At 35.8% G+C, this 13,025-nt stretch carries 13 protein-coding genes; 12 read left to right on the top strand and 1 reads right to left on the bottom strand.

The window, feature by feature from the left end; translation table 11 throughout:
- The first annotated feature begins 33 nt into the window (after positions 1-33).
- Together ACQCPR_RS13755 and ACQCPR_RS13750 are read left to right on the top strand one after the other, a co-directional pair.
- Positions 34-1,068, top strand: coding sequence for a LacI family DNA-binding transcriptional regulator (locus ACQCPR_RS13755; RefSeq protein WP_093494940.1), 1,035 nt, complete (start codon positions 34-36; stop codon positions 1,066-1,068).
- A gap of 18 nt (positions 1,069-1,086) precedes the next feature.
- Positions 1,087-2,430: a GH1 family beta-glucosidase gene (locus ACQCPR_RS13750; protein WP_427137274.1), complete on the top strand. Its 1,344-nt coding sequence runs from the start codon at positions 1,087-1,089 to the stop codon at positions 2,428-2,430.
- An 816-nt stretch (positions 2,431-3,246) separates the two neighbouring features.
- On the opposite strand, the gene ACQCPR_RS13745 is transcribed toward ACQCPR_RS13750, so the two are convergent.
- Complete coding sequence (locus ACQCPR_RS13745; protein WP_427137273.1) at positions 3,247-3,576, bottom strand: hypothetical protein; 330 nt, start codon at positions 3,574-3,576, stop codon at positions 3,247-3,249.
- A gap of 148 nt (positions 3,577-3,724) precedes the next feature.
- On the opposite strand from ACQCPR_RS13745, the gene ACQCPR_RS13740 reads away from it, so the two are divergent.
- The 10 genes from ACQCPR_RS13740 to ACQCPR_RS13695 all read left to right on the top strand — a co-directional run bounded on the left by ACQCPR_RS13740 (position 3,725) and on the right by ACQCPR_RS13695 (position 12,994).
- Positions 3,725-4,201 (top strand): MgtC/SapB family protein, encoded by a 477-nt coding sequence (locus tag ACQCPR_RS13740; protein ID WP_090566971.1) that lies wholly within the window; start codon positions 3,725-3,727, stop codon positions 4,199-4,201.
- Between the two features lie 261 nt (positions 4,202-4,462).
- On the top strand, positions 4,463-5,731 hold the full coding sequence (locus ACQCPR_RS13735) for an ammonium transporter (protein ID WP_427137272.1): 1,269 nt from the start codon (positions 4,463-4,465) through the stop codon (positions 5,729-5,731).
- A gap of 53 nt (positions 5,732-5,784) precedes the next feature.
- Complete coding sequence (locus tag ACQCPR_RS13730) at positions 5,785-6,753, top strand: DUF294 nucleotidyltransferase-like domain-containing protein (protein WP_427137271.1); 969 nt, start codon at positions 5,785-5,787, stop codon at positions 6,751-6,753.
- Complete coding sequence (locus ACQCPR_RS13725; RefSeq protein ID WP_427137270.1) at positions 6,743-7,465, top strand: exonuclease domain-containing protein; 723 nt, start codon at positions 6,743-6,745, stop codon at positions 7,463-7,465. Before ACQCPR_RS13730 ends, ACQCPR_RS13725 begins: the two co-directional genes overlap by 11 nt.
- Positions 7,466-7,664: 199 nt before the next feature.
- Complete coding sequence (locus tag ACQCPR_RS13720) at positions 7,665-8,357, top strand: sugar transferase (RefSeq protein ID WP_427137269.1); 693 nt, start codon at positions 7,665-7,667, stop codon at positions 8,355-8,357.
- 28 nt (positions 8,358-8,385) lie between these two features.
- Complete coding sequence (locus ACQCPR_RS13715; RefSeq protein ID WP_427137268.1) at positions 8,386-9,147, top strand: tyrosine-protein phosphatase; 762 nt, start codon at positions 8,386-8,388, stop codon at positions 9,145-9,147.
- A 33-nt stretch (positions 9,148-9,180) separates the two neighbouring features.
- Positions 9,181-9,912: a YveK family protein gene (locus ACQCPR_RS13710; RefSeq protein ID WP_427137267.1), complete on the top strand. Its 732-nt coding sequence runs from the start codon at positions 9,181-9,183 to the stop codon at positions 9,910-9,912.
- Positions 9,905-10,600: a CpsD/CapB family tyrosine-protein kinase gene (locus ACQCPR_RS13705; RefSeq protein ID WP_427137266.1), complete on the top strand. Its 696-nt coding sequence runs from the start codon at positions 9,905-9,907 to the stop codon at positions 10,598-10,600. The genes ACQCPR_RS13710 and ACQCPR_RS13705 overlap by 8 nt, the downstream gene beginning before the upstream one ends.
- 26 nt (positions 10,601-10,626) lie before the next feature.
- Positions 10,627-11,667, top strand: a complete 1,041-nt coding sequence (locus tag ACQCPR_RS13700; RefSeq protein ID WP_427137265.1) for a glycosyltransferase — start codon at positions 10,627-10,629, stop codon at positions 11,665-11,667.
- On the top strand, positions 11,654-12,994 hold the full coding sequence (locus ACQCPR_RS13695) for an O-antigen ligase family protein (RefSeq protein WP_427137264.1): 1,341 nt from the start codon (positions 11,654-11,656) through the stop codon (positions 12,992-12,994). The genes ACQCPR_RS13700 and ACQCPR_RS13695 overlap by 14 nt, the downstream gene beginning before the upstream one ends.
- Positions 12,995-13,025 lie beyond the last annotated feature (31 nt).

Here is a 13,025-nt window from a genome sequence, read left to right as displayed (position 1 = left end):
AGTAATCAGCACATGGAATATGAGGGATGTAAAATGACTTTAACTATACGTGATATTGCTCAAATGGCGGGTGTCTCAAGAGGCACTGTCTCTAAGGTAATCAACAACTATGATGGTGTAAGTGAACAAACAAAGCGTAAAGTACTAGAAGTTATCGACAAAACTAATTATCAACCAACTTTTTCCGCAAAGTCCCTAGCGACGAAGAAATCTAGTCTAATTGGGCTGATATATGCGGGGAAGATAAACGTAGAGTTTAACCATCCCTTTTTCAATGAGGTTATATCATCTTTTCAAAAAACACTTGGTGCAATGGGTTATGATATTATCATTTTCTCCAATGAGATGTTTGATAAAGAAAATGTCGATTACTTAGCGAGAACAAGACATTTTCGTTTAGATGGCTGTCTAATAATCGCGGGTGAAGAAGTAGAGGATGCAGTGTCGAAGTTGGATGAAAGTGATGTCCCTTGTATGGGGATTGACCTTGAACTGACCGGGCAAAATTCTAGCTACGTTATGACAGATAACTATAAGGTGTCTCAGCTTGCAGTAGAATACTTGTACTTAAACTCCGTTAGAGATGTTGGTTATATTGCGGGGAAAGAAAGTTCTGAAATATCAAATCAACGATTAGAGGGATTCCTACAGACGATGAATCAATTCGGTATGCCGGCTAACCCTATATGGATTAAGCATGGGAACTTTTTTGAATCGAGTGGATACGAAGCAATGGAAGAAATTTTGCAGGGTGAATCTTTACCAAAAGCAATAATAGCTGCTTCTGATATGATGGCGCTAGGTGCAATGAGAGCTATAAAGGACTATGGACTTCGAATTCCACAAGATATTCAAGTGATAGGATGTGATGATGTTGAGGCTTGTCGATATATGGAGCCTGCTCTCACAACTATTAAACAAGATAAACAGAAAATTGGTAGATTGGCAGCCATTAAGTTAAACGATTTGATAAATGGAGTAACTGGCTTAAGGCCGTCACTCGTTGATCCGGAGTTGGTATTGAGAAATTCTTCCGGTGTTATAGGCGAAGCGTCGAAAGAACGATAAATGAAGGGTGGATTACAAATGGCGATTATAAAGTTTCCAAAGGATTTTAAATGGGGGGCGGCAACAGCATCTTATCAAATTGAAGGTGCAGCAAACGAAGATGGCAGAGGTGTCTCGATATGGGATACTTTTTCTAAAACACCGGGGAAGGTACATAATGGAGATACTGGTGATATTGCCTGTGATAGCTACCACCGATATGAAGAGGATGTAGATTTAATACATGACCTAGGTGCTGATGTGTACCGCTTTTCAGTTGCTTGGCCAAGGATCTTTCCAACTGGTACAGGAGAAGTGAATCAAAAAGGAGTCGACTATTATCACAAATTAGTAGACTCGATGTTAGCTAAAGGCATTGAACCGATGTGTACGTTGTATCATTGGGATTTACCACAGGTGTTACAGGATAAAGGTGGTTGGGATAATCGGGAAACAATCGAGGCATTTGTCCAATATGCGGACTTTATGTTTAAGGAATTTAATGGGAAGATAAAAAAGTGGATAACTATTAACGAGCCTTGGTGCTCATCTTTCCTATCCAATTATATTGGAGAACATGCTCCTGGCAATCAGGATCTACAGCTAGCTACCGATGTTGGCCATCACTTATTAGTTGCACACGGTCTTGCAGTGAAACGTTTTAGAGAAAGTAACGTAGAGGGTGAAATTGGATACGCTCCAAATGTTACATGGTTTGAACCATACAGTACAAAAGAGCAAGACATAGATGCGTGTAATCGAGGAAACGCTTGGAATTTAGAGTGGTTCTTTGATCCAGTGTTTAAAGGGAGCTACCCTCAATTCATGTTAGATTGGTTTAAAGAAAAAGGTGCTGTTCCAACTATTTTAAATGGGGATCTAGAAATAATATCGCAACCAATTGATTTTTTAGGGGTAAATTATTACACCGGCAATGTAGGGCGCTACAAGGAAAATGAAGGATTATTCGATTTAGAAAGTATAGATATGGGATATGATAAAACAGATATTGACTGGTTTATCTATCCAGAAGGTTTCTATAAAGTTCTAGTTAAAATTAAAGATCTTTATGGTAGTGTGCCAATCTATATTACAGAGAATGGTGCTTGCTATAATGATGAACCAGAGAATGGTAAAGTCGCCGATCATAAACGAATTGACTATATAAAGACACACCTGACAGCTTTAAAACGGAGTATGGATTCTGGTGTTAATATAAAAGGGTTCTTATACTGGTCCCTATTAGATAACTTTGAATGGGCATTAGGGTATAGTATGCGTTTCGGTATTGTACATGTGAATTACGAAACATTAGAAAGAACAAAAAAGGATAGCTATCATTGGTTTAATGAAACGATTAAAAAAGGTGAATTTGAATTATAATCTTATAATGAAGAGGCAAACACTAGGCAGACTAGATGTTTGCCTTTTTTGGTGAGAGCAAGTAAAAGAAGAAGAGACCGCAAGTAAATGTGGACTTAGAGCAAGTAAATCCTTTGCGTCCGCAAGTAAATCCCGGATGGAAGCGAGTAAACGATAGTTGAGAGCAAGTGAAAGAAGCGACCGCAAGAAAATATGGACCTAGAGCAAGTAAATCCTTTGCGCCCGCAAGTAAATCCCGGATGGAAGCAAGTAAACGATGGGTGAGAGCAAGTAATTGAAGCGACCGCAAGTAAGTATGGACCAAGAGCAAGTAAATCCATTTCGTCCGCAAGTAAATCTCGGTTGGAAGCAAGTAAACGATGGGTAAGAGAAAGTGGAAGAAGCGACCGCAAGTAAGTATGGAGCTTGAGCAAGTAAATCCATTTCGTCCGCAAGTAAATTCCGGTTAAAAGCAAGTAAACGATGGTTGAGAGCAAGTAAAAGAAGCAACCGCAAGTAAATATGGACCAAGAGCAAGTAAATCCTTTGCGTCCGCAAGTAAATCTCAGTTGGGAGCAAGTAAACGATGGGTGAGAGCAAGTAAAAGAAGTGTCCGCAAGTAAGTATGGAGCTAGAGCAAGTAAATCCATTTCGTCCGCAAGTAAATCTCGGTTGGAAGCAAGTAAACGATGGGTAAGAGCAAGTAAAAGAAGCGACCGCAAGAAAATATGGACCTAGAGCAAGTAAATCCCTTTCGTCCGCAAGTAAATCCCGGTTAGAAGCAAGTAAACGATAGGTGAGAGTAATTAAAAGAAGCGACCGCAAGTAAGTATGGAGCTAGAGCAAGTAAATCCATTTCGTCCGCAAGTAAATTCCTGATGGAAGCAAGTAAACGATAGGCGAGAGCAAGTAAAAGAAGAAACCGCAAGTAAATATGGACCAAGAGCAAGTAAATCCTTTGCGTCCGCAAGTAAATCTCAGTTGGGAGCAAGTAAACGATAGGTGAGAGCAAGTAAAAGAAGAGACCGCAAGTAAAAATGGACCTAGAGCAAGTAAATCCTTTGCACCCGCAAGTAAATCTCGGTTAGAAGCAAGTAAACGATAAACGACAACAAGTAAAAAAAGATGCAAGTCTGTGTCCGAAGGCACTTCACACATGATAGTCATAGGTTTTACTTCTAAAAGTCTTCCTGCACGTTCCATATGAGAATTGTATTTAATTAAGTTTCCAGTGTATGATAGCAATTACCGTTGAAGGATTTTAGGAAGTTTTATAGAATGTTATCGGAATAGGAATTTAAGGAGGTTTTACAAAATGGATTTCATCGCTACATTATTTAATTCGCATTATGACTTATACATTCGTTTAGGTGTAGCAACTTTTATAGGATTTTTTATTGGTCTAGAGCGAGCGATAAAAAATAAACCAGCTGGTATTAGAACGCATATTTTAGTATGTTTAGGGTCCACCTTAGCTATGGCATTGTCGTCACTAAATCAAGGGGCGTATATGGATCCGATGCGTTTAGCTGCACAAGTAATCAGCGGTATTGGTTTTCTTGGAGCAGGTGTAATATGGTTAGATAAGGATAATGTAAAACGAGGACTTACAACGGCAGCGAACCTTTGGATTACTGCTTGTGTAGGATTAACCATTGGGTATGGTGCGTACGATTTAGCACTCATAACGGTTGTATTAATGTTCATTGCGATGAACTTACCAAAAGTAGCGGTTAAAATGGGCATTCTTCCTGTTCGAGGAACAGAAGAAGAGGATAGCGATGGGGAATGAAATTAGATAAATACATGATAGAAAAACTGTCATCACGCTGAAGAGCTGTGTAGGCAGTTTTTTTATGTGTAAATATAATTTTTTTAAGAAAAGTGCTTTAAATAAGGTGAAGTGAAGACTATTAAACTAAAAATAAAATATATTCAGAAAATTGTGTTGACAAATCTGCGAATTTGAATAGAATAAATAATATAAACGATGTTACTTTTTCTGACATAGAAAGATAGAAAATGTAACATATAATAAAAAGGAGAGATGACAATGGAGGATGTAATGTATTTAATGAACAGCTTGTGGACAATGATAGCTGCAATTTTAGTTATATTTATGATTGGTGGATTTATATTACTGGAAGCTGGTTCGACTAGAATGAAAAATGCTGGTCATGTTGCCGGTAAAACGATATTCACATTTGGTTTAGCATCAATGGTGTTCTGGGCAGTAGGTTATGGGTTTATCTTCGGGGGAGATGCGAACTTCTTCGTAGGTATGACAGATTTTTTCTATAGTGGAGAAATTATCGAGGGAGCAGGTCTTGCGACAACCGTTTTCTTTGTTTTCCAACTAGCATTTGCTGGTATTGCTGTAACGATCGCATTAGGTGGATTTGCTGAACGTGCAAAATTATCGGCATACGTAATTTTTACAATACTTTTTGGAATAATTGTTTACCCTGTAATTGCCCACTGGATTTGGGGTGGAGGTTGGTTAGCTGAACATGGCAAACAGGATTTTGCAGGATCAACGGTAGTTCATTTAACTGGTGCGATGGCTGCACTTGCTGCAACAATAATTCTTAAACCAAGAATTGGGAAGTTCAATAAAGACGGTTCGTCAAATAATCTTGCTGGACATAACCAAGTTTATACAGCTTTAGGAGTACTCATCCTTTGGGTAGGTTGGTTTGGGTTTAATGCTGGAAGTACGGTATCTGTAGATGCTGCTTTTTTTGGATTTGTAGCATTAAATACAACACTTGCCGCTGGAGCAGGAGCTGTTGCAGCCACCCTTATTTCATGGGTTGTATTAGGTAAATCAGATATCCCAACGATTTTAAATGGAGCTTTAGCTGGATTGGTTGCCATTACTGCTTCCTGTGCATTCGTAGACGTTTGGGCATCTGTTGTCATTGGTTTAATCGCTGGAGTATTAGTTTTCTATAGCGCTAGATTTTTTGAAAAGAGAAAAGTCGATGATCCAATTTATGCGTTATCTGTTCATGGAGCTGCTGGAGTATGGGGAACATTATCTACTGGTTTCTTTGCTACACCAGAGCTTGCATCCGTTGGTAAAGCAGGATTATTTTATGGAGGCGGACTAGATCAATTAGGTGTTCAGCTAATGGGTGTTGTGTCTTGTGGTTTATTTGCTTTCGTAGTTTCCTATGTTATCCTTTTTACAATGAAAAAAGCGATGGGTGGTATTCGTGTAACGGAAGAAGAGGAACTAATGGGTCTAGATATGAGTGAACACGGCAACTATGGTTATCCCGAACAAATGGTTTTAGAGGAATCAAAATCACTTAATTAAATCAAAAAAGCCTCTGAAATTGAGAGGCTTTTTACATAAAAGGGCGTGTACTTGTGGAAACGTATGAATCTATTCGGAACTGGAAGGAACTAAATATTACAAACTTCCTAGATGACATCGTTTCTCTCAATGATTTTCATGATCAGGTGATGATTAAAGTTTTGGAAGTAGCGATTAAGAAAATAGGTTCACCTCCATGTGACTTTTCTTGGTTTATAACAGGCAGTGGGGGGCGATTAGAACAAGGATTAATAAGTGATCAAGATCATGGAATTGCCTATGAAATAGCTAATGATGAAAATGATGTGTATTTTCAGGTGTTTGGAACAGAAATTTCTAATGGTCTTTATGAAGTGGGCTATCCTTATTGCGAAGGTAAAGTTATGAGTTCTAATCCAGAGTGGTGTAAATCCTATGAAGGTTGGAACAAACAACTTCATGATTGGATGGTTGAAGAAAGCTGGGAGTCCATGCGTTTTCTTCAAATCTTTTATGATGCCAGGGTGCTTCATGGAAAGGTAGGAATTATCCATCAGTTGAAAACATCCATATATGATTACCAATTACAACATCAAATTTTGCTAAGTCGATTTACTGCTAATGTAGAACATATAAAAAATGTAATTGGTCCAGTTGGTCAGTTATTGTTGGAAAGACATGGTTTATACCAAGGTTGCGTAAACTTAAAATACTCTGGATTCCTACCATATGTAAATGCTGTTCGACTCCTTTCAATAAGAGAGGGAATAGTAGAAAATTCAACTCTAGTTCGGATGAGTTATCTGATTCAAATGGAAGAGTATACATGCTTACTAAAAAATAGTGAAAGAAATTTTTCGGATCTATTAAAATATCGTTTGTCATTATCTCAAGTGAAAAGCTACTCAGATACTCATTATTTACAGTTTGATAAACTGAGCAAAATCGAACAGAAAGATATTAAACGTATTATTAAAGGCGGAATTAACTTACATCGTGAAGTGATTGCTTTGATGAAAAAAGGTGTTCGCCATGGGATTTGAACCTTTCATGCAAATACTCAGAGGCATTCAAGGAAAACGTACGAATGTTGGCATAGGTGATATTCAAAGTGCCCAACAAATGGCTTTTTTAAGAAACCTGCAAAAAGAATTGAAAAAAGAGGATTCACTAGAAATTCCATTAGATGAGCTTAAAATTGTCGTGTTCGATATTGAGACAACTGGCTTTAATCCAGAGCAAGGAGATGAAATTATCTCCATTGGTGCCATTAAAATGCATGGCTCTTCTATACGAGAGGACGATACTTTCTACTCGCTTATATACTCAGAGAAAGAAATTCCTTTGGATATTGTCGAACTGACAGGCATTACAAATGAACAATTGGAGGATGCTAGTCTAGTTGGGGATGTACTAATTGAATTTCTTCAATATACAAAAGACTGTACACTTGTAGCACATCACGCTAATCACGAAAGAAATTTTATGCAATTCACTAGCAACAAAGTATTCCGCACACCTTTTAAAAATCGGATAGTTGATACTTCTTTTCTTTATAAAATTGCTGAGCCCAAAATACAACTAAGTTCGTTAGAAGACTTGTGTGAACATAACAGCATTCCAATAGTTGGCCGACATAATGCATTAGAGGACGCAAGAATGGCAGCTAAGCTTTGGAGTATTTATACAGAAAAAGTTAAAATGCTTGGCTGTGAAACATTGCAGGATGTATACGAAAAGTTTGCAAGAATTTAAAAAGCACTACAGGTTAAATTATCCTGTAGTGTTTTTTTGTTTGTGGAGAATTTTTTCTGTAGTTAATATACTAGCGCACAATCTTCATGAATAATATGCTCTACCCCATAAACTATAAAAAACAGTTAGAATAACTTGTCCTAAGTACATAAAATTTAGTTCTTTTTTAAGGGGGATACTGAATATACTTTTTAGTAGCTTGCTTTCTACAATATTATTAAAAGGAGAACAGCCCCTGGAGAGTATAGATCATACATTAACTCAATTACATGACACGCCTTTTTTCTATCGACGTTTTGCCAAACGAGCTTTAGACGTATTAGCTAGTTCCTTATTACTTTTTTTATTGTTTCCAGCTCTTATTTGTTTGTCCATAATTTTATTCATCTTTACGGGTGGTCCCGTTTTCTACAAGCAAAACAGGGCAGGGTTATATGATCGACCTTTTATCATCTGGAAGTTTCGAACAATGCAGACAGAGGATATGGAGTCAAGCTCACACCAATACGAATGGAAAGACGAAGTCCCGCAAGATTTTTCCTTTATAACACCGCCAACTTTAACGATTACTAAGCTTGGGAAAATATATCGAAAATATAGTATAGATGAGATCCCACAGCTTTGGAATGTCTTAAAAGGTGAGATGAGTTTTGTAGGTCCAAGGCCAGAAATGATTGAAATTACTAATCATTATTCTCCTATCCAAAAGAAGCGTTTATTAGTAAAGCCTGGCATCACGGGGTATGCCCAGGTGCATGGTCGATCAGCAATCACCCATGGGGAAAAAGTTAACTATGATTTATATTATGTTAAGCATTGCTCCTTGCTACTTGACCTAAAGATTGTAATACGAACAATATTTATAGTGATTATGGGAAAAGGGGCTTGGTGAACGAGTTATAACAGAAAGGATGAGGGGGTTGCTGGTTGATATTCATAATCATATTTTACCAGGATTAGATGATGGTCCTGAGTCTCTAGAAGAAGCACTACTACTTGCAGCAACCGCTGTTGCTAATGGTATAACGCATGTTATCGCAACCCCTCATCATCGAAATAGAAAGTACGATAATCCTGCTTTGGCCGTAAAACTAGCTGCAAAAAGCCTGAATGAGGAGCTCTTGAAACAATCTATCCCGCTTCATATTTTATGTGGACAAGAAACCTATTTTTATAACGAAATGCTACAAGATTTAGAGGGTAATCTTATGACTTTAGGAGAGAGTGGTAAGTATTTATTGTTGGAATTACCTACTAACTATTTTCCAACATTTATTTTCGATATTTTGCTTGAACTTCAATTTTCAGGTTACATCCCAATTATAGTTCATCCCGAAAGGTGTGAATTTTTTAAAAGGGATAAGCAGCTATGTTATGAGATTGTGAGAAGAGGGGCGCTTTTACAAGTAAATGCATCAACAATTGTAGGAGAGAATGGATTAACGATGCAAAGATTCGTTAAGCAACTAATAAAACATAACTTAGTGCACTTCATCGCTTCCGATGCCCATCATTATAAGAATAGACCTTTTTTAATAAAAGGCGCATATAAATATATTCAAAAGAAATTCTCTTCACAATACGTCACTTATTTTATGGAAAACGCAAAACATGTGCTAGAGGGTTCTGTTCTACAACCAATACCACCTATCAGTTTTAAAAAAAATAGTACAAAACACTAAATTAGATCTAGTTATATAGAGGGGATGATTTGGTTGGAGGGTAAAATTAGCCTATACGAAATAGTAAAAATTGTAAAGAAAAGAATGTTTCTAATTTTAAGTTGTTTACTTTTAGTCGTGGCAGTTACTTGGGCTATAAGTTATTTTTTTATAACCCCACAATATGATGCCAATGCACAAATTTTAATTAACCAGAAAGTGGTACAAGATCAACAATTGAGTACACAAGATATACAGACAAATCTGCAATTGATAAATACGTATACGGTCATAATAAAAAGTCCAGTCATTCTATCAATAGTAATTGAACGTCTAAAGTTAAATATCACTCCAGATTTGCTCATGGAGAAGATAGCAATGTCGAGTGAGCAAAATTCGCAAGTACTCAATATTTCCGTAAAGGACATTAGTCAAAAAAAAGCAGTTAGTATTGCGAATATGACTGCAGAGGTCTTTCAAGAGAAGATAAGTGAATTAATGAATGTGGATAATGTCACAATACTTTCTCCAGCAACAGTAAAGAATAAGGAAAAACCAATCATACCAAACATTCCTTTGAACCTAGCAATTGCTACATTTCTTGGATTTATAATAGGGGTCAGTATATCACTCTTAATAGAGTTTTTAGATACAACGGTTAAAACTGAAAAGGATGTACAAGATATTATGAACTTTCCATTGTTAGGTCTTATAAGTCCGATTTCTACTAAAAGAGTTAAGAAAAACAAAGGACAAACAGTGAAAGGGGAGAGGGAGGTTGTTTAAAAAGAAAAGAATGCATCATGCTAGAAAACTTGTAATATCTACAGATAGAAAATCTATTGTAGCAGAACAAATAAGAACTGTACGAGCAAATATTAAATTTGCAATGAAAGATAAAGAATGTAGGACTCTCCTAGTTACATCAACCTCTATTGGAGAGGGTAAATCTACTATAGCTTCGAATATTGCAATCTCTTTTGCTCAGGAGGGGCAGAAAGTTCTTTTAGTAGATGCAGACCTTAGAAAACCTACTATGCATTATACATTCAATAAGCCTGTTTCTCCGGGGTTAACAAATTTCTTAATGAGTAATTGGTGTTTATCTAACGTTCTAAAGGATTCAGGGGTAATTGGACTTGACCTGATAACATGTGGACCCATGCCATCTAATCCAGCAGAGTTACTTGGTTCATCTACCATGAACATATTTTTAGAAGAGACAATTTCGTTATATGACCTAATCATTTTCGATGCACCACCTTTACTATCCGTTGCTGATGCACAAATATTATCAGCCAAATGCGATGGCACAATCTTAGTAACCAGTTCTGGTACAACAGAAAAAAGAAATTTATATAAAGTTAAAGAGGTGTTGGAGGTATCAAATGCTCATGTTCTAGGGATAATATTAAACCATTTCAAACTTGAAAAAAATCATTATTATTATGAATATTACGGTGAGAAAGATTAATAGATTTAAAAGGGAGGGGGGATAGTTTGAAAAAAAGAATATTGCATATTCTAAGTTCAAATGAATTAGCAGGTGCTGAAAATGTTGCGATAAATATTATCAATAATCTTTCAAATACTTATGAATGTGCATATGCCTCTCCAGAAGGTGGAATAAAGGAAATACTTAAAGTAAGTGGGATCCATTATCTTCCTCTTGAAAAATTTAATGTTTTACAAATAAAAAGAGCTATTGATTTATGGAAACCAGATATAATACATGCGCACGATTTTAAAGCAACTGTGAAATGTCTGGCCGCTTCTTTTTTTATACCGGTAGTTTCTCACATTCATCAAAACCCAAAGTGGCTCAAACGGGTAAATCCCTATTCAATATTGTTTTTTCTCGCTTGTTTCAAAATAAAACAAATAGTTGTTGTTAGCCCTGGTATAAAAAAATCAACTCTTTTATCAACTTTTTTTAAAAGAAAGACAACTGTAATTAAGAATATAGTGGATATCAAGCAAATTAAAGAAAAGTCAGATGGAACACTAGAGGAAGCGTATGATATTGCTTTTATAGGAAGGTTAAATAGGGTAAAAAACCCTTTAAGATTTATATCTATTGTAGAAAAAGTTAAAGAAGTTATACCTAATTTGAGGGTTGTTATGCTAGGGGAGGGACCCCTAGAGACAGAATGTAAAGAGTATATTAAAAAAAATGATTTAGAAGATATCATTGATTTGAAAGGGTTTTTACCTAATCCTTATCCACTGTTATCTAGAAGCAAGCTTCTGGTAATGACTAGTCTTTCGGAGGGGTTACCAATTGTAGCGATAGAAGCACTCGCATTAGAGAAACCGATTATTGTTCCTCGTTTGGAGGGAATGGAATATATAGTGGACAAGAGTTGTGGGTATATTTGCAATAGTGAGGACGAGTTTGTATCTAGAATAATTTATCTATTAAATTCGGAGCAAACTTACATGGACATGTCTATTGCTGCTGCAAAACAAGCTGCAGAACTATGTGATATGAATTTATATAGAAGAAACTTGGATCAGGTATATCAAAGTGTTATTTACTAACGATACTTTAATAATGTCTCACCCTATAAAGACAAATGCATCTATGTTTTTCTTCTTAGATATAGTAATAATTGGGGGATGTATTTTAGGCAAATTGTTTAGTCCTAGTAACCTAATTATATATGCTTTACTCTGCTACTTAATAATGCGGTTGCTCTTTACTTCTTTGACTAGTAACTTTGCGCTCCTCCTGTTATTAGTTCCCAATCTTGGCAGTACTTTTATCTATGTAGGTAGCAGTTCAATCCCCATTTTAAATTTATTAATATGTGTGGCTTTATTAAAGCTTTGTTTAACTTCTCTACACCATTTCGTGAATAAAAAACTACTTCTTGTTGCTATTATTTTTGTGCTGTATGAGTGGATTCATATTTTTTATTATGATGTTAAAGGTATCGCTTTACTAGTAAGTTGGAGTGCTGCAGTTTTATATGTATTTCTCATAGCGATATATAGTCGTTCCACCTATAATCATGAAACAGTCCTAAAGTATTTCCTCGCAGGTGTAGGTATTTCTATAATATATGGATTATTGAATTTCTATAATATGTATGGCACTCTACTGGCTAATAATCCTACGATTCGATTTAAAGGAGCTGCTGGTGACTCCAATTATTTTTCCATGTATATTATGATCTCAATGTTCGGATTGCTTTACCTTATAAATAAAAATAATAGTAGATGGAGACAAAGTATTTATCCAATACTTTTCATTGTTTATGGAGCTTTTGGTGTATTAAGCCTATCGAGAATGTTTTTACTGGTAGTTAGTTTTTTAATGTTATTAATGGTAATAAAAGTGTTTACTAGTCTTAAGGGTAATAGAAAAATTCTTTGGTTTATGATTATTACATTTCTTTTTATAGCAAGCTTCTTTTTATACTTTAGTGAGGAAGTTCATTCGGTATTTAGTTTATTCTTTTCTCGTTTTACAGACTTTTTAGAAGATCCAAGTGGACTAACAAGTAATAGAAATATAATAGCTGAGAAATATTTTGATTTTATCGTAGCTGATTTTTGGTCAATGTTGGTGGGTATTGGTATACAAGAATATTATATTAGATCAGGTGTTTTTTTAGAGACTCACAATATATTACTAGAGTTATTGGTAGTCTGGGGATTGGTAGGCTTTATAATTTTCGTGCTATTTATATGCGTAATATTTAAAATTAGCGCTTCCAAGAGAAAAATTAGTGAGACGAGTATTTTGGGATGGTTACCTATTATTTGTATGGCAGTTAGCTATATGTCTATAAATGCTATGTCTAACGAAAGTTTTTTTATATTAGTATTCTTTGCAATAAATCATATATATGAATTTGACTAATAGTTGTACGGGAGATCATGTAACAAGGACT

It is taken from the genome of Psychrobacillus psychrodurans (genome assembly GCF_050209195.1).
Lineage (GTDB): Bacteria > Bacillota > Bacilli > Bacillales_A > Planococcaceae > Psychrobacillus > Psychrobacillus psychrodurans.
Note: the sequence above shows the minus strand (reverse complement) of the source record. Positions and strands in the feature narration are given on the sequence as shown.